At 60.0% G+C, this 15,591-nt stretch carries 18 protein-coding genes; 6 read left to right on the plus strand and 12 right to left on the minus strand.

Annotated features, from left to right (window positions below):
• Positions 1-23 precede the first annotated feature (23 nt).
• The 3 genes from V8J84_RS09110 to V8J84_RS09120 form a co-directional block, all read right to left on the minus strand.
• Entirely contained in the window at positions 24-485 is a 462-nt protein-coding gene (locus tag V8J84_RS09110) for an RDD family protein (protein ID WP_339930267.1), read from the minus strand.
• A 106-nt stretch (positions 486-591) separates the two neighbouring features.
• Entirely contained in the window at positions 592-1,032 is a 441-nt protein-coding gene (locus tag V8J84_RS09115) for a DUF2852 domain-containing protein (RefSeq protein ID WP_339930269.1), read from the minus strand.
• 162 nt (positions 1,033-1,194) lie between these two features.
• The gene (locus V8J84_RS09120) at positions 1,195-1,668 is read right to left on the minus strand and encodes a YbaK/EbsC family protein (protein WP_339930271.1); all 474 of its coding nucleotides are present in this window, start codon (positions 1,666-1,668) and stop codon (positions 1,195-1,197) included.
• A 27-nt stretch (positions 1,669-1,695) separates the two neighbouring features.
• Between V8J84_RS09120 and V8J84_RS09125 the strand changes: the two genes are divergently transcribed.
• From V8J84_RS09125 to V8J84_RS09135, 3 genes are read left to right on the plus strand one after another with little or no spacing between them, the layout of a single operon-like run.
• Positions 1,696-2,088 carry a nuclear transport factor 2 family protein gene (locus tag V8J84_RS09125; RefSeq protein WP_339930273.1) on the plus strand — a complete coding sequence of 131 codons (393 nt, stop codon included), beginning with the start codon at positions 1,696-1,698 and terminating at the stop codon, positions 2,086-2,088.
• Complete coding sequence (locus V8J84_RS09130) at positions 2,085-4,853, plus strand: glutamine-synthetase adenylyltransferase (RefSeq protein ID WP_339930275.1); 2,769 nt, start codon at positions 2,085-2,087, stop codon at positions 4,851-4,853. The genes V8J84_RS09125 and V8J84_RS09130 overlap by 4 nt, the downstream gene beginning before the upstream one ends.
• Positions 4,853-5,125, plus strand: coding sequence for a hypothetical protein (locus V8J84_RS09135; RefSeq protein ID WP_339930277.1), 273 nt, complete (start codon positions 4,853-4,855; stop codon positions 5,123-5,125). The genes V8J84_RS09130 and V8J84_RS09135 overlap by 1 nt, the downstream gene beginning before the upstream one ends.
• On the opposite strand, the gene eda is transcribed toward V8J84_RS09135, so the two are convergent.
• Together eda and edd are read right to left on the minus strand one after the other, a co-directional pair.
• Positions 5,122-5,763, minus strand: a complete 642-nt coding sequence (gene eda, locus V8J84_RS09140; RefSeq protein ID WP_339930279.1) for a bifunctional 4-hydroxy-2-oxoglutarate aldolase/2-dehydro-3-deoxy-phosphogluconate aldolase — start codon at positions 5,761-5,763, stop codon at positions 5,122-5,124. The genes V8J84_RS09135 and eda overlap by 4 nt on opposite strands.
• Before the next feature lie 89 nt (positions 5,764-5,852).
• Positions 5,853-7,658, minus strand: coding sequence for a phosphogluconate dehydratase (edd, locus tag V8J84_RS09145; protein ID WP_339930280.1), 1,806 nt, complete (start codon positions 7,656-7,658; stop codon positions 5,853-5,855).
• A 132-nt stretch (positions 7,659-7,790) separates the two neighbouring features.
• Here edd and V8J84_RS09150 point away from each other — a divergent pair, with 132 nt between their 5' ends.
• The 3 genes from V8J84_RS09150 to V8J84_RS09160 all read left to right on the plus strand — a co-directional run bounded on the left by V8J84_RS09150 (position 7,791) and on the right by V8J84_RS09160 (position 10,533).
• Complete coding sequence (locus V8J84_RS09150) at positions 7,791-9,002, plus strand: RSP_2647 family RNA methyltransferase (RefSeq protein WP_339930282.1); 1,212 nt, start codon at positions 7,791-7,793, stop codon at positions 9,000-9,002.
• 10 nt (positions 9,003-9,012) lie between these two features.
• Positions 9,013-9,558, plus strand: a complete 546-nt coding sequence (locus V8J84_RS09155; protein WP_339930284.1) for an RSP_2648 family PIN domain-containing protein — start codon at positions 9,013-9,015, stop codon at positions 9,556-9,558.
• A 171-nt stretch (positions 9,559-9,729) separates the two neighbouring features.
• Positions 9,730-10,533: a PRC-barrel domain-containing protein gene (locus tag V8J84_RS09160; protein ID WP_339930286.1), complete on the plus strand. Its 804-nt coding sequence runs from the start codon at positions 9,730-9,732 to the stop codon at positions 10,531-10,533.
• An 80-nt stretch (positions 10,534-10,613) separates the two neighbouring features.
• On the opposite strand, the gene V8J84_RS09165 is transcribed toward V8J84_RS09160, so the two are convergent.
• Genes V8J84_RS09165 through V8J84_RS09195 form a run of 7 tightly spaced genes read right to left on the minus strand, consistent with a single transcriptional unit; the run spans position 10,614 to position 15,578 of the window.
• Complete coding sequence (locus V8J84_RS09165; protein ID WP_339930288.1) at positions 10,614-11,297, minus strand: M48 family metallopeptidase; 684 nt, start codon at positions 11,295-11,297, stop codon at positions 10,614-10,616.
• A gap of 39 nt (positions 11,298-11,336) precedes the next feature.
• Positions 11,337-11,954 (minus strand): DedA family protein, encoded by a 618-nt coding sequence (locus V8J84_RS09170; RefSeq protein ID WP_339930290.1) that lies wholly within the window; start codon positions 11,952-11,954, stop codon positions 11,337-11,339.
• Entirely contained in the window at positions 11,951-12,316 is a 366-nt protein-coding gene (locus tag V8J84_RS09175; RefSeq protein ID WP_339930292.1) for a hypothetical protein, read from the minus strand. The genes V8J84_RS09170 and V8J84_RS09175 overlap by 4 nt, the downstream gene beginning before the upstream one ends.
• Before the next feature lie 60 nt (positions 12,317-12,376).
• Positions 12,377-13,564 (minus strand): vWA domain-containing protein, encoded by a 1,188-nt coding sequence (locus V8J84_RS09180; RefSeq protein WP_339930294.1) that lies wholly within the window; start codon positions 13,562-13,564, stop codon positions 12,377-12,379.
• Between the two features lie 5 nt (positions 13,565-13,569).
• On the minus strand, positions 13,570-13,740 hold the full coding sequence (locus tag V8J84_RS09185) for a hypothetical protein (RefSeq protein WP_339930296.1): 171 nt from the start codon (positions 13,738-13,740) through the stop codon (positions 13,570-13,572).
• A gap of 27 nt (positions 13,741-13,767) precedes the next feature.
• Complete coding sequence (locus V8J84_RS09190) at positions 13,768-15,132, minus strand: DUF2927 domain-containing protein (RefSeq protein WP_339930298.1); 1,365 nt, start codon at positions 15,130-15,132, stop codon at positions 13,768-13,770.
• Positions 15,129-15,578 (minus strand): GNAT family N-acetyltransferase, encoded by a 450-nt coding sequence (locus V8J84_RS09195; RefSeq protein WP_339930715.1) that lies wholly within the window; start codon positions 15,576-15,578, stop codon positions 15,129-15,131. The genes V8J84_RS09190 and V8J84_RS09195 overlap by 4 nt, the downstream gene beginning before the upstream one ends.
• Positions 15,579-15,591: the final 13 nt, after the last annotated feature.

Consider the following 15,591-nt stretch of genomic DNA (forward strand, 5'->3'; position numbering starts at 1 on the left):
ACGTAGCGCCAACCCCCAGTAGGTCAGGCGGGCTGATAGGCGCGGTTATGGATCACGGTTTGCAGCGCTTTGTCCACCAGACCCTGCCTGCGATCATCCACAAGGATCAGGCCCATCGAGACAAGATGCAGCGGAAAGATCGAAAAAACGACAGTGCTGCCTGACGCGTGCAAGAACGCAGTCATGGCATCAGGATGCGCGCCGTCGCTATTGCGCATTTCCAGCGCCATCAGGCACATGCCCGGGGTCGCACCCCAGATCGCCAGCGTCACCCAGCGCAAAACTAGGTTCACCGTCAGCATCAGGAACGGGAAAAAGAAGATCGCGATGAAAAATGTGAACGGCACCACAATCGCTGCGATTATCGCGGACAGGATCATATCGATCACCCACGCCATCGCCCGCTTGGGTGCAACGCCTGCATAAAATTCGGGGCGCTGATCGGGGTCGGGCAGGGCGGATGTCATGTATGAGCGGTCGTGCATTGCGATCTTTCCCTTGCGAACGGGTTTGATGTGGTGCGGCCCCCGCACGGATGCAAGGGCCATTTGCGGACTTATGGGAGGGTCCGGGACGTTATGCGCGTCTCAATCAGGCGGCGGCGTCGTCGCTGTCGTCTGTCTTGCGGGCACGTTCGTTCATGAACTGGTCGAACTCGGCTTTGTCCTTGGCTTCGCGCAGACGCTCAAGGAAGTTCTCGAAGTTTGTCTGCTCTTCTTCAAGGCGGCGCAGTGTGTCCTCTTTGTAGGCATCAAACGTGCTGTTGCCAGAGGATTTCATGGCGCTGCGCAGGCTGTGCGCACGGCTACGGGTCATGGAATTGCAGGATTTGTTGAACATACGTTTGCTCCAGATCATATAGGCAAGAAGGGCAAGGCCGACGGGCCAGACGAAGATGAAACCAAGCACCATCGCCGCGATCCACGCGCCTTTGCCGCGCTCGTCCAGCCACGCTTCGGACCGTGCGAAAAAGCCTGGTCGCTCGGCGTGGTATGTCGGTTGTGCCGGGTATTGGGCGGTTGCGGTATTCATCTCAATGTCTCCTCTGTTTCGGTTGCTATGTGAAGGTCTTTCACATTACCAATATTGGGAGAGCGAGCATGGCTTGCAAGGCTTAATGTAAATGTTTTTTACATTTACTTTTATTTTTCTTTTGTATCAGGGTATTAGGTGCCTCTATTTCCGAAAGGAAGTTTACTTTTGCACTGTAAATTTGGCCGTCGTAGCACCTGCTAGCCGCTGAAGAACGTCCGGCGCGATGCCAAAAACGTGGCGCGGCGTGCCAGCGGCGGCATAGACAATGTCGAAGCCGGACAGACGAGGGTCCCAGAACGCGCGTGTCGGATTGACCAGCCCGACAGGGGACACACCGCCAATGGCAAAGCCTGTTTGCGCCCGGATCAGGGCCGCATCGGCCTTGCCCAGCGGCTCTTGCGCGACGGCGCTGGCAAGTGCTGCGTCAACCTGATTGCCGCCCGCAGTGATAAACAGGATTGCCGTGCCTGATGACGCGCCTGCAAAGATAATCGACTTGGCAATCTGGTCCACGGCGCATCCGGCACTAGCAGCGGCTTCGGCAGCGGTGCGTGCTGCACCGATCTCTTGCGGGGTAATCGCCAGACCGGCATAGGCCAGCGCCGCTGTAACCCGTTTCAAACTCTTGCTCATCCGCGCGCCGCTGCCTAGCCTAGCCGGATGACCGACACCGCAGACATCCAGTTGAATCACCTGAAAAAAGCCATCTATCGCTGCGAAGTGCAAGTGTGGGATGCGCTGGTTGCTGGTGACAGCACGGCGGACGCGCGGGCCTTGTCCGACACGTTTCTGGGCGTCTATCCGGACGGCTTTGCCGATAAGGCCGCTCATGTCGGTCAGCTGGACGATGGGGCGACGGTGGCCAGCTATCGTCTTAACGATGTCAGGGTGCGGCCTTTGGGGACGCATCACGCTCTGATTAGCTACCACGCCGCATTTTGCAGGCAGCAGGGCGGCGCGCAGGAACGCATGTATGTGTCGTCGATCTGGGAAAAGACGGGTGAGGAGTGGACCAACATTTTTTCGCAGGACACGCCAGAGGCCACAGCATGAGCATTGCAGCCCGACAGACCCGCTGCCCCGATCCGTATGATCCGGAAAGAGGGGCAGATGCCATTGCTGCCCTGCCGGATTTGGACGCCGCCTTGCATCCGCTGATTGCTGGTGCGGCTGGGTGTAGCCCCTATCTGGCCGGCTTGATTGCGCGTGAAGGCGCGTGGCTGACCTATGCGGTTGATGATCCCGAACAGGCGATGGATGCCCTGATTGCGGGATTGCCCGATATTGCTCTGAAAGACCTGCCGGACGGTTTGAGGCAAGCCAAGCGGCGCATGGCCCTGATCACGGCGCTGGCCGATCTGGCGGGGGTCTGGCCGCTTGAAACCGTCACGGGCTATCTGACCGATTTCGCGAACGCTTGCGTGGATACCTGTATCCGCAAGCTGGTCGCCGCCGAAGTGGACCGCGGCAAGGTGCCCGGTATGGGGGCTGACGTACTTGCCACGGCGTGTGGCATGACGGCGCTGGCGATGGGCAAGATGGGCGCGGGTGAGCTGAACTATTCGTCCGATATCGACCTGATCTGCCTTTATGACGAAACCCGCTTTGACCCCGATGACTATTTCGAGGCGCGAACAGCTTTTGTGCGGGTCACGCGCAAGATGGCGGCGATCCTGTCTGATGTTACAGGGGGTGGCTATGTCTTTCGCACCGATCTGCGGTTGCGCCCTGATCCTGCGACCACGCCTGTGTGTTTGTCGATGGAAGCGGCAGAGCGGTATTACGAAAGCGTGGGCCGCACATGGGAACGCGCCGCCTATATCAAGGCGCATCCCTCTGGCGGTGACGTGGTTGCCGCACAGCGGTTTCTGGACACGTTGCGGCCCTTCGTGTGGCGCAAGCATCTGGATTTTGCCGCCATTCAGGATGCGCATGATATGCGCCTGAAAATCCGCGACCACAAAGGTCTGCACGGGCCACTGACGCTTGAGGGTCATAATATGAAGCTGGGCCGCGGTGGCATCCGCGAGATCGAGTTTTTCACCCAAACGCGCCAGTTGATCGCGGGTGGGCGGGACCCCGATTTGCGGGTGCGCGGCACGCGGGACGGCTTGCAGGCATTGGCGAAAGCAGGCTGGGTGCCGCCGGATCATGCGGACACGCTCTATGATCACTATCGCGCCCACCGCGAGGTGGAGCACCGTTTGCAGATGATCAACGATGCCCAAACCCATCAATTACCCACCAGCGATGACGGATTTGCGCGTCTTGCGGCCTTCATGGGCACATCGGTGGCGGCGTTGCGGGATGACCTGACCCGCCGGATTGAAGAGGTGCACGGCCTGACCGAAGGGTTCTTTGCGCCTGATGCAGCACCCACGGTAGAGGCTGATTGGGCCGCCGATATTACATCGCGCTGGCCCACATACCCTGCGTTGCGATCTGACCGCGCGACGGAAATATTCAAGCGCTTGCGCCCCGAGATTTTGCGGCGCTTGCAAGATGCCGCCAAACCGGACGAGGCACTGCGCGAGTTTGATGGCTTCCTGCGTGGCCTGCCTGCGGGCGTGCAGCTTTTTTCATTGTTCGAGGCCAATCCGGCACTGACGCAGTTATTGGTCGATATCGCAGCGACAGCGCCCGCGCTGGCGCAGTATCTGTCGCGCAACGCGGGTGTTTTTGATGCCGTCATCGGTGGTGCGTTTTTTGATCCATGGCCCGCGCAGGAAGATCTGAATGCGCAGATTGCGCAGGTGCTGGCCGAAACACATGACTATGAAAGCAGCCTGATTGCGGCGCGTCGCTGGGCCAAGGAATGGCATTTCCGGATTGGTGTGCACTATCTGCGCGGGCTCAGCGATGCGCGCGAGAGTGGCGCGCAATATGCGGCACTGGCGCAAGCGGTGCTGACGGCACTTTGGCCTGTCGTGACGTCGGAATTTGCCCGCAAGCACGGGGCGCAGCCGGGGCGGGGTGCTGTCGTGATCGGGATGGGATCGCTGGGCGCAGGGCAGCTGAATGCCGCCTCTGACCTTGATCTAATCGTGATTTACGATGCGCAGGGCGTTGATGCGTCAGACGGGAAGCGGCCGCTTGCCACACGTCCCTTCTACGCGCGTCTGACGCAGGCGCTTGTCACAGCACTGAGCGCGCCGATGTCAGAAGGGCGGCTTTACGAGGTGGACATGCGGTTGCGGCCTTCTGGCCGGTCCGGTCCTGTGGCCACATCGCTGCAATCCTTCACCATCTATCAACAGGACGAAGCCTGGACGTGGGAGCATCTGGCCCTGACCCGCGCCCGTGTCATGGCGGGGGCCGCGGATGTCGCGGCAGATGTCGCGGCGTTTCGCACAGACCTTTTGTCGCGCAAGGCGTCCGGGGCCAGCATTGTCAAAGATGTCATGGATATGCGCGAACGGATCGCTGACGGAAAGGCCAATGCAAGCGCCTGGGACGCCAAGATCGGGGCGGGGCGGTTGCAGGATTGCGAACTTTTCGCACAGACCGCCGCCCTGCGCGCGGGATCCCCCGCACGCTCAACAGGGCAGCAATTGCAGGCCGGTGTCGCCAATGGCTGGCTCAGCGCCGCAGATGTGGCCGACATCTCGGCTGCGGCGACGCTTTTCTGGCAGTTGCAGGCGGCGTCCAAACTGCTCACGGGGGGTACGCTTGATCCGGATGTGCTTGGCGAAGGCGGGCGCAGGCTTATCTTGCGGGAAACAGACTGCGATGACATGTCCGCACTTGCCGGTAAAATTGAAACCTACGCCGCCGCCGCGCATCGCGTCATCACGGCAAAACTGACGGACGGAAGCTGATGGTCCCCAAAGATGCATTTGATCCCAAGGGGTTGATCCGCGAAAGCTATGCCATTGACGGGATTACCGCTGGCGAATGTCGATCAATCTTTCTGGATTGGGCCTTGGGTGTGCCCGCAGGTGCCGATCCAAAGGACCACGTGCAGCATCTGCTGACGCGCTATGCTGATCAGCCAGCAACCCATCCGATGACACAGACGCTTGTTGCCGCGCTCAAAGACAGCGGCCCCGCGCGGCGCCGTGGCGGACGCGCGGGGCGGGTGTCAAATTAGCGTGGCAGGGCGGCGGCCTCTTCGGCAAGTGCGGTAATGCCCGCCCAGTCTTTGGACGTGATCAGGTCTTTGGGGGCGACCCAAGAGCCACCGACACACAAGGTGTTCGGCAGGCTCAGATAGTCGTTTGCATTCTTCAGGCTGACACCGCCGGTCGGGCAGAATTTGACCTGTGGAATGGGCGCGCCGATTGCCTTCAGGGCAGGGACGCCGCCGTTGGCTTCGGCCGGGAAGAACTTTTGCACGGTGTAACCGGCCTCGAGCAGACGCATCGCCTCGGACGCTGTTGCAGCACCGGGCAGCAGGGGCAGATCGTTCGCCGCACAGGCCTCGAGCAGCGCATCTGTCGCACCGGGTGAGACACCAAAGGTCGCGCCAGCCTCTTTGGCAGCCTCGACATCCCATGGTGTCAGAAGTGTGCCGGCACCAACGACGCCACCTTCGACCTGCGCCATTTCACGGATCACGTCCAATGCGGCATCCGTGCGCAGGGTCACTTCCAGCGCGGGCAGGCCACCTTTGACCAGCGCTGCGGCCAGATCGGCGGCGATACTGGCGTCATCAACCACAAGAACCGGCACCACGGGGGCGAGATTGCAAATGCGGGCGGCTTCGTTGGAGGCTTCCATCGGGGTCATGTGATAATTGTCCTTCGGGTGGTGCCTTTGGCTGATGTCGGGGGCCTCCGGCGGGAGTATTTTCGGCAAAATGATACGAGAGGTTGCGCCTAGACTGCGACGCCAGCGCCGTCAGCGGCAAGGCCCACGTTCTGGCGGAACACCTCGAAAAGCTCTCGGCCTACGCCATTACCGTTGCCAGTCAGGTCTGCTGTGGCCACGTCGCGTGTGTCCAGATCGACATCGATGACGTCGATCGTGCCCTTGGTGGCATCAAGGCGCACGATGTCGCCGTCGCGGATTTTGGCGATGGGGCCGCCGTCGGCAGCTTCGGGGCAAACGTGAATTGCGCTTGGCACCTTGCCGGACGCGCCCGACATGCGGCCATCGGTGACAAGCGCGACCTTGAGGCCTCGGTCCTGCAGCACGGCAAGGGTCGGTGTGAGAGAGTGCAATTCGGGCATGCCGTTTGATTTCGGGCCCTGAAAGCGCACAACGATGATTGCGTCTTCAGTCAGCGTGCCAGCTTTGAAAGCCTCTTTCACCGCTTCCTGCGTGTGGAAGATGCGCGCGGGGGCTTCGATGATATGACGCTCTTCGGCGACGGCTGAGGTCTTGATGACCCCGCGGCCAAGGTTGCCAGACAGCTGTGTCAGACCGCCATGGGCGTGGAACGGGTTTGTCAGTGGACGCAGAATTTTTTCGTTCAGCGTCGTGGATGTGCCTGGTGCATAGGCCACGCGGCCATCCTGCAACTTGGGTTCTTGGGTGTAGCGTTCCAGACCGTCGCCTGCGACGGTCACCGTGTCATCGTGCAAAAGACCCGCATTCAGCAATTCGCCAATCATAAAGCCCAGACCGCCGGCGGCATGGAAGTGGTTCACGTCGGCCAGACCGTTGGGATAGACCTTTGCCATCAGCGGCACGATCTCGGAAATGTCGGAAAAATCTTCAAGATCCAGGATCACGCCAGCGGCGCGGGCCATGGCGGGCAGGTGGATGACAAGGTTCGTGGAGCCGCCTGTAGCCATCAAGCCGACAAGGCCGTTCACAAAGGTCCGCTCGTCCAGAATGTCGCTTGCCGGTCGGAAATCATTGCCGAGCGCGGTGATTTGCAAAGCGCGTTCTGTGCCAGCAACTGTGAGTGCATCGCGCAGTGGTGTGTTCGGGTTCACGAATGACGCGCCGGGCAGGTGCATCCCCATGAATTCCATCAGCATCTGGTTGGTGTTGGCCGTGCCATAGAACGTGCATGTGCCCGGACCGTGGTAAGAGGCCATTTCCGCTGCCATCAGCTCATCACGGCCAACTTCGCCGGTGGCAAATTGCTGGCGGACCTTCGCCTTTTGATCGTTTGGCAGGCCAGAGACCATGGGGCCCGCGGGCAGAAACACCGACGGAATGTAGCCGAAGGTGGCAGCAGCGATAATCAGGCCCGGCACGATCTTGTCGCAGACACCCAGATAGATTGCGGCGTCAAAGACGTTGTGCGACAGGCCGACACCAGCGGCCATGGCGATCACATCGCGCGAAAACAACGACAGTTCCATACCCGTCTGGCCTTGGGTCACGCCATCACACATGGCGGGCACACCACCTGCGACCTGTGCTGTGGCACCTGCTGCCCGCGCGGCCTCGCGGATCAGGGCGGGGTAATTCTCGAACGGTTGGTGGGCCGACAGCATGTCATTATAGGCAGTGATAATGCCGATGTTGGGCACGCGACCTGCGGCCAGCGCATCCTTGTCCTGACCCATGGCGGCAAAGGCGTGCGCCTGGTTGCCGCAGGTCATGTGGGCGCGGCGTGGCCCTTCGGCGGCAGCACGCGCCATGCGGTCCAGATATTCGCGGCGCGGCCCTTCGGAGCGGGCGCGGATACGGTCGGTGACTTCGGCAATTTTGGGATGCAGTGACATGGGCTGGCCTACTCGTTTTGGTGCAGCAATCTATAGTAGGGCGTCTATCAGGTCTTGTTAGCGCTAACAAGGGGCCGAGATGCCGCAGATGGCCCTTTGCGCTGGCAGATCAAACAGGCTAGGGACAGCCGCATGACCCAGACCCCAGATACACCCGCCATCACCGCCACAGTGCGCCTGACACCCAAGGGCGATGCCCGCGCGATCCGCCACGGTTTTCCGTGGGTTTTCGCCAATGAACTGGTGACCGACCGTCGCACGCGCAATCTGACCGCTGGCACCTTGGCGGTGCTGGAAGATGCCGACCGCCGCCCGATGGGTGTTGTGGCTGTCACACCTGCCTCTAAGATCATCTGCCGAATGTTGGACCGCGATCCCGAGGCGGTGATTGATGAGGCTTGGTTTGCCGCCCGCATCAGCCGTGCGCTGAAACTGCGCGACACGCTTTATGCTGATCCGTTCTATCGCCTGATCCACGCCGAGGCTGACGGTCTGCCGGGTGTTGTGATTGACCGCTTTGGTGACGTTGCTGTTGTGCAGCCCAACGCAGCTTGGGCAGATGTGCTGATCACACCGCTTGTCGCGGCCCTGCAGAAGGTGACCGGCGTCACAACCGTCGTGATGAACGGCACGGGGCGTGCGCGGTCGCTTGAAGGGTTGGATGAGGTCACCAAGGTTCTGGCAGGCGTAGCACCGGATGGGCCTGTGCCTGCTGTGATGAACGGGGCCACTTATATGGCTGATGTGATGGAAGGGCAGAAAACCGGTCTGTTCTACGACCAGCGCCCGAACCATGCGTTTGCCGCGTCGCTGTCCAAGGATGCGCGGGTGCTGGATGTGTTTTCGCATGTGGGCGGGTTTGGTCTGGCGGCTCTGGCGGGTGGTGCAAAATCTGTGCTGGCCGTTGACGGGTCCGCGCCTGCGCTTGATCTGGCCGAAAAGGGCGCTGCTGCCATGGGCGTATCGGCCCGGTTCGAGACGCGCAAAGGGGATGCCTTTGCCGTGCTGACCGATCTGGCAGAAGCGGGTGAGACATTTGACGTGGTGATCTGCGACCCGCCTGCTTTTGCGCCATCCAAGAACGCGCTGGATGCAGGTTTGCGCGCCTATGAGCGTGTTGCGCGGTTGGCTGCGGCGCTGGTGGCCGAGGGTGGCATCTTGGGTCTGTGTTCATGCAGCCATGCCGCCGATCTGACCAAGTTCCGCAACGCATCGGCCCGCGGGATCGGGCGTGCGGGGCGGCGTGGGCAGATTGTCTACACCGGCTTTGCCGGACCGGACCACCCGATGCTGCCGCATCTAGCCGAAAGCGGATATCTGAAATCGGTGTTCTTCCGCCTGTGAGGGGGGAGGCATGAAAGTCACCATCGACGCTTGCGTGCTTTATCCCACGGTAATGCGCGAAATGGTGCTTGGCTGCGCTGACGCAGGGCTGTTCAAGCCTGTTTGGTCCGATCGCATTTTGGAAGAGTGGGCGCGGGCCACGCGCAAGCTGGGCGCAGAGGCCGAAGTGTTTGCGCGGTCCGAGATTGTCCTTCTTGGCACACGCTACCCGACGGCGATTGTGCCACAGAACCCTACAATCACCGCGCGACTATGGCTGCCTGACCCTGACGATGTCCACGTGCTTGCAACTGCGGTGGCCAGTCGCTCTGACGTGATCCTGACGATGAACTTCAAGGATTTTCCAAGCCAGATACTGGCCGAAGAAGGGATCAGCCGCGCCAGTCCGGACATGTTCTTGCTGGGACTTTTGGAGGCAAATCCGGACCCTGTGACAGCCGTCGCCGAGGCGGTTCTGGACGAAGCCAGACGCCTGTCAGAGCATGACTGGTCGATGCGCGCCTTGATGAAAAAAGCGCGGTTACCCAGATTGGGAAAACGATTAAGCGTTGTTTAAGGTTCCAACAAATACCGGTGGTTAGCGGTAAAACTGAAGGTGAATTAATCTAGATTATACCATCGCATACATTTTGTGATCTTCTCGGAACTCTTCGTTGGGGTGCCGTGTTGCAAGCCCATACGCCAGACAAGACGTCAGGCGATGCAACACATCTTAAGGAGTTCAAAGATGAAACGTTATCTTGCTTCAACCGCAACAGCGATCCTTCTTGCAACCGGTGCTTTGGCCGATGGCCACACAGCCGCCTTTTCCGAATTCATGTTTGACGACAGCCGCAACCTGAACGCGTCTAACGTCATCGGCATGCGCGTATATGCGACCGAATCCGATATCACGGGCACAATGCCTGAAGATGGCGAAACCGAATGGGACGACATCGGCGAGATCAACGAGATCGTTCTGTCGCGTGACGGTCAGGTCGAGAATGTCATCGTCGGCGTTGGCGGCTTTCTGGGTATGGGCGAAAAAGATGTCGCCATCTCTATGGATCAGCTGAACTTTGTCACCCCTGAGGGCGGCGAAGCCGATGATTTCTTCCTTGTGATTGCAGCCAGCGCAGCAGGTGTTGAAGAGGCTCCGTCCTACGAGCGCGAGATGCAGGACAGCAGCATGACCGACGCAGAAGCCGACATGGACGAGAACGAGCGGACAATGTTGCGTGCGCCAGAAGTCGAGCGTGATGGCTACGAAACAGTTGAGATGGCAGACCTGACAACAGAGATGCTGACCGGCGCCGTTGTATACGGTTCGGGCGATGAGAACGTGGGCGAGATCAGCGAACTGCTGCTGACCGACGACGGCAAGATGGACCGCGCCGTCATCGACGTGGGCGGTTTCCTTGGCATGGGCGAACGCCCGATTGCCGTGACCATGGATGAGCTGCAGATCACGCGCGATGATGATGGTGATGTGCGCGTCTATATCGACAGCACTATGGAAGCTCTCGAAGAACAGCCCGTCTACGAAGACTAATCAAGCCAGGTCGTCGACTGGGCCGCGGGTAAACTGCGGCCCATTTTTCGCGTACGGTGTGCAGATCTGTTCTGACCGGATCAGGTCTGCCACTTCGCCGCGTTTGCCTCGATTGCTTTGATCCGTTCACCGGTCTTTGGATGGGACAAAAGCCACGCAGGCTGTGCCGCGCCCCGCGCGCCGGTCAGCGTTTCGAGCTTTCTGAACAACGAAATTTGCGGCGCTGTGCCAATGCCTGCCTTGACCAGAAGGGCGCTGGCATAGGCATCGGCCTCGTATTCGTCGGACCGCGACAGACGTGCCGCCAGCAAGGTCATCAAACCATTTGCAATCACCATGCCGACGCCGGGCAAGAACCGGTTGAGGATCATCGCAAGTGCCGTGCGCATCGCATTTTGCCCTGAAAAATCGATCATCCGGCGGCGTGAATGACCCAAGGCAACATGCCCAAGTTCGTGCGCGATAACGGAGGCAAGCTCGGCGGCGGTGACTTTGCCTTGCTTGTAGCGGTTGAAAAAGCCGCGCGTGATGAAAATGCGCCCGTCAGGGGCAGCAAGACCGTTCACAGGCTCAATCTCGTAGATGTTGACTTTGATGCGCGGTAAATCCAGCGCCTGCGCCATCTGGCGTGTCATATCCAGAAGCACAGGATCGGTCAGATCGGTGGATTGGCTGTCCAATTCCTTGGACGTGCGCCAGACCGAAAATCGATACATCGCATAGCCGTAAAGAACGGCCAGAAGAATGGGGGTAAACCGTAACATGCCACAGATATGGGGGTGTTGCGGCCAAAGGCCAAGGCGTCATTGTGTCAGGGTGTCGGTTTCACGCATTTTGCGACTGCTCAGCCGCCACAGCCACCACCCCAGCACGACAGTTCCAAGAGCGGCGCAGATCAAGCCGCTGGCGTTGCCCAGCACGCTGGCCACCTCGGTAATGCTATCGGCAAAACTGTAGCCAAGCCCGACATACAAGCTGACCCATACAATTTCCCCCGCGATGCCCCAAAGCGCAAAGCGTATCCACCGCAGGCGGCTAAGCCCGCTGACGTAATTCACATACGGGCCAAGCGGCGCGACCAGCCAGCACGAAAAGAACACCGATGATCCGCCCCAGCGCGCCATAAACGCCTTGGTGCGGGCCAGCAGGGCCGCGCGTTTGGGCGCACGGTCAAGCCACGCGTGAAACCGGTCGCCCAGCCCACGGGCAATCCAGTAGCCGCTGTTATCGCCCAATATCGCGCCGCCAAACGCTGCACCGAACACGGCGGTCAGCGACAGATCACCCGTGGCTGCAAACCCGCCAGATGCCAGCATCAAAAGCGATGACGGAACGGGCAGGGCAAGACAGCTGAGGAATGTCACCGTAAACACGATGCCCACACCGTAATCAGCGACAAGGGCCAATATCGTCTCGCTCATCTGCGGGCGTCGCGCAGGATCTTCTGCGCCTCCGCGGCGGCGTCGACACGCGATTGCAGCACGTCCAGCGTGACCTCGTTCTCCTTCGCGATCTGGCCAAGCGACACGCGGCGGATCGGGGCATCGGGGTCCAGAAACAAAGCCTCTTCCAGCACCTCTGGTGGGATTTGATAGGACCGCGACACGTAGCGCGGCGTCATCCATGCGGCCAAGGGTTGTTCCTGATGGGCCGGATCAGCCCAGTAGATGGCAGCAGAGACCGTGCGCACACCAAAAAAGCCCAAGGCACCAAGGATCAGACAGAACACCAGTAAAAGCGGCCTGTGGAACTGCCAGAGAAACAAAATGCGGTCGCGGATCATGGCAGGCCTTGGGCTAAGTCGGACATTTAACGTGCGCGGCGGTGATTTCCGTCGCAAAAACTAGCGCACCAAAGACTTCATACCTGTTTCCAAACCGGCAAGCGTCATCGGGACCATGCGGTCCGCGCCAAAAATCTGTTGGATCATCGCAATCGACTGCGTGTAGGGCCAGTATTTTTCAGGCAGAGGATTGATCCAGAGGTGCGAATTCCATTGATCGCGTGCGCGGGTCAGCCAGACCTCGCCACTTTCGGCGTTCCAATGTTCGTTCGCGCCACCTGCAAAAGCAATCTCGTAGGGGGACATGCTGGCGTCACCGACGAAGATACATTTGTAGTCAGGCCCGTAGGTGCGCAGGATTTCATGCGTGTCGATCTGCGCGTCCCAGCGGCGGCGGTTGTCGCGCCACACACCTTCATACAGGCAGTTGTGAAAGTAGAAGTGTTCAAGATGCTTGAACTCGGTCTTGGCAGCGCTGAACAGTTCTTCCACCACCTTGATATGCGGGTCCATTGATCCGCCTACATCAAGGAACAGCAGCACCTTCACCGCATTGCGCCGTTCGGGGCGGGTTTGCACATCCAGATAGCCGTGTTCGGCGGTGGCACGGATGGTGCCATTGAGGTCAAACTCATCCGCCGCACCGTCACGTGCCCAGTTGCGCAGACGCTTGAGGGCCACTTTGATGTTGCGGGTGCCGATCTCAACGCTGTCGTCCAGATTACGAAACTCGCGCTTGTCCCAGACCTTGACCGCGCGCTGGTGGCGGCTTTCGTTCTGACCGATGCGCACACCTTCTGGATTGTAGCCATAGGCACCAAACGGAGAGGTGCCGGCGGTGCCGACCCATTTAGACCCGCCTTGATGGCGGCCTTTTTGTTCCTCAAGTCGTTTTTTGAGCGTTTCCATCAGCTTATCAAAGCCACCTAATGCGTCGATCTCGGCTTTTTCTGCGGCGGTCAGGTGCTTTTCGGCCAGCTTTTCCAGCCATTCCTGCGGGATATCGACGGCGTTTAAAACAGCCTCGTCGGGGATCGCCTCAAGCCCTTCGAACGTGGCAGCAAAGGCGCGGTCAAAGCGGTCGATGTGGCGTTCGTCCTTGACCATAATCGTGCGGCCAAGAAAGTAGAACGCCTCTATGTCATAGGTCGCCAACCCTGCCTTCATGCCTTCCAGAAAGGCCAGAAATTCGCGCAGTGATACCGGCACACCGGCCTTGCGCAGATTTTCAAAGAACGGCAGGAACATCCGCTTTACGTGGCGGCGCGTTCGATAAAGACCAGAATGAACAGCCCCAAGACGCCACCGATCATCGCGTTCACCGCGCCCCATTGCAGCAGATCAAGCATTTTGCCGCCCTTGGATTTCGCGCGTATCGCACCGAAAAGGGCACCCAGAATTAGACCGGCAAGGGGGTAGATCATGGCATTGTCGTCCTGTCAGTTCACCACTCAGAAAGGGCGCAGGGCGGCGATCTCGTTCAAGCGCGCTTGCACACTGGCCTCTGAGCCGAACCCGTATCGCGCCCATCCCAGACTGTCCAGCCGAATGGCCTCGGCCTCGGCTGTGTTGCCCATCAGATCAAGCGCTTCGGCCTGAAACATCATCAGCGTCGACATGAGTGCCGCGTTCTGGTGACGCCGGGCCACGTCTGTGGCGCTTTCTGTCAGGCGCAAAACGGTTTCCCCATCACCCGCAGCAAGCGCAAAGGCGGCCTGTTGCACAGCAATGTGGGCCGCGTGAATTTGCGTTTCGGGTGAGCGGCGATAGGCGCGTTCGGCGGCGTTGAAGCTGGCCAGTGCGACTTCGGAATTGTTGCCGACCTGCAGGCGGCCATAGGCGTAGTGGGCGAACCCTTCGCGCGCGCCGGTCCAGCCAAAGGCACGACCCAAGGCGATGGCGCGCTCGGCGGCTGCGCGGCGGGCAAATGGGCTGGCACCGTTGGCTAACGCTTCTTCCATCGCGTTGATCCAATCGCGCGATGTGTCGGGTGCGGGATCAGGGGTTTCGCGTTGGCCTGCGGGGTTCATCCGCGCCAGAAGGGCGGGCAGGCGGTCAGCCACCTGGCGGCGGGTCATGCCATTGCGCAGGGCGGGTGAGTAATAGAGGCGCAAGATCAGCATATCAAAGCCGGTCAGGACGGTGTGAATGTTATCGTCATTGAACACAGAATCCGGCAGACGATACAGGTCATTCAGCGGGCCAAGCGCCTGTGCGAGTTCTTCATGCAAACAGTCGCGGATTTCCTGCGGGGCCACGTCAGCGGGTACAAAGATCGTGGCGCGATCGCGAGTTGTCAGCGTCGTCCAGTCGACCTGAGAGGTGCGGCGGGCAATGGTAAAGTCGGCCCAACTGTTGATGCGCGGCACAACGAAACAGGCCGCACGCGGCACGGCCCGTTGTAGGGTCGCGCGGGGCACAGCCTCGACCGTGATCTGGGCGTCGTCAGCAGTGGTCAGGCTGATATCCAGCCCAGCCTCGCGGCGCATCCGGTCCAGCAGAATCTCAAGATCGGTGATCATGGTGGGCCCGTAATTGCCGGTGGCACGCACTTTGATCGGTCCGTCGAAACGGGTCAGGGCAGGGATGTTGCGCCCGCTTTCCATGCGGAAGGCCAGATCAAGGAAATCCTGCGCAATCTCGCGGTTGGGCCGCGATGGTCGGGCGACTGACGTGTCGGTGAACATGCGCAGCGACGGAATTTCGCCTTGAAATCCGGCGGCACGTGTGGCGACAGTTTGACCATCAACCATATTTTGCGGCGTTGGCGCGCAAGAGGTGACAAAGCATAGCGCGAAAGCGGCAAGTCGGTTCATGCAACGCTCCGCTGGTATTTGATAAAGTCGGTCTTTTCAGCGATCCGGTCATAAAGCTGACGGGCCTGCATGTTGCCGGCTTGCGTTGTCCAGTAGACAGTCGGGCTTCCAGCGGCGTCTGCTGCGGCATAAACGGCTTCGATCAACGCGCGCCCCACGCCAAGACCACGGGTGGCGGGGTCAGCGAACAGGTCTTGCAGATAGCAGACATTCTCGATTTTCCATGCGTGGCGATGGAAGACATAGTGCGTCAGGCCCACAAGCTTTCCGTCAGCTTCTGCCACCAGACAGGTATAGTCTTGCGGATCGTCTCCCAGCAGGCGTTCGAATGTTGTCGCATAAACGACGTCGTCTACGGTTGACCCGTAAAATTCCAGATAGGCGGTCCAAAGTCCGCGCCACGCGGCCTGATCAGCCGGGCGTAACGGACGAATGATGACCGGCATTTTTGCCTTGGTC

Source organism: Yoonia sp. 208BN28-4, assembly GCF_037543925.1.
GTDB lineage: Bacteria > Pseudomonadota > Alphaproteobacteria > Rhodobacterales > Rhodobacteraceae > Yoonia.

Bases quoted from the DNA above. Each gene is read 5' to 3' on its own strand.
- V8J84_RS09130 (WP_339930275.1), top strand. From the start codon at position 2,085: ATGAGCATTGCAGCCCGACAGACCCGCTGCCCCGATCCGTATGATCCG.
- V8J84_RS09185 (WP_339930296.1), bottom strand. From the start codon at position 13,740: ATGATCTACCCCCTTGCCGGTCTAATTCTGGGTGCCCTTTTCGGTGCG.
- V8J84_RS09190 (WP_339930298.1), bottom strand. From the start codon at position 15,132: ATGAACCGACTTGCCGCTTTCGCGCTATGCTTTGTCACCTCTTGCGCG.
- V8J84_RS09115 (WP_339930269.1), bottom strand. From the start codon at position 1,032: ATGAATACCGCAACCGCCCAATACCCGGCACAACCGACATACCACGCC.
- V8J84_RS09135 (WP_339930277.1), top strand. From the start codon at position 4,853: ATGGTCCCCAAAGATGCATTTGATCCCAAGGGGTTGATCCGCGAAAGC.
- V8J84_RS09180 (WP_339930294.1), bottom strand. From the start codon at position 13,564: ATGTTCCTGCCGTTCTTTGAAAATCTGCGCAAGGCCGGTGTGCCGGTA.
- V8J84_RS09165 (WP_339930288.1), bottom strand. From the start codon at position 11,297: ATGTTACGGTTTACCCCCATTCTTCTGGCCGTTCTTTACGGCTATGCG.
- V8J84_RS09155 (WP_339930284.1), top strand. From the start codon at position 9,013: ATGAAAGTCACCATCGACGCTTGCGTGCTTTATCCCACGGTAATGCGC.
- edd (WP_339930280.1), bottom strand. From the start codon at position 7,658: ATGTCACTGCATCCCAAAATTGCCGAAGTCACCGACCGTATCCGCGCC.
- V8J84_RS09150 (WP_339930282.1), top strand. From the start codon at position 7,791: ATGACCCAGACCCCAGATACACCCGCCATCACCGCCACAGTGCGCCTG.
- V8J84_RS09195 (WP_339930715.1), bottom strand. From the start codon at position 15,578: ATGCCGGTCATCATTCGTCCGTTACGCCCGGCTGATCAGGCCGCGTGG.
- V8J84_RS09120 (WP_339930271.1), bottom strand. From the start codon at position 1,668: ATGAGCAAGAGTTTGAAACGGGTTACAGCGGCGCTGGCCTATGCCGGT.
- V8J84_RS09110 (WP_339930267.1), bottom strand. From the start codon at position 485: ATGCACGACCGCTCATACATGACATCCGCCCTGCCCGACCCCGATCAG.
- eda (WP_339930279.1), bottom strand. From the start codon at position 5,763: ATGACCCCGATGGAAGCCTCCAACGAAGCCGCCCGCATTTGCAATCTC.
- V8J84_RS09160 (WP_339930286.1), top strand. From the start codon at position 9,730: ATGAAACGTTATCTTGCTTCAACCGCAACAGCGATCCTTCTTGCAACC.
- V8J84_RS09175 (WP_339930292.1), bottom strand. From the start codon at position 12,316: ATGATCCGCGACCGCATTTTGTTTCTCTGGCAGTTCCACAGGCCGCTT.
- V8J84_RS09170 (WP_339930290.1), bottom strand. From the start codon at position 11,954: ATGAGCGAGACGATATTGGCCCTTGTCGCTGATTACGGTGTGGGCATC.
- V8J84_RS09125 (WP_339930273.1), top strand. From the start codon at position 1,696: ATGACCGACACCGCAGACATCCAGTTGAATCACCTGAAAAAAGCCATC.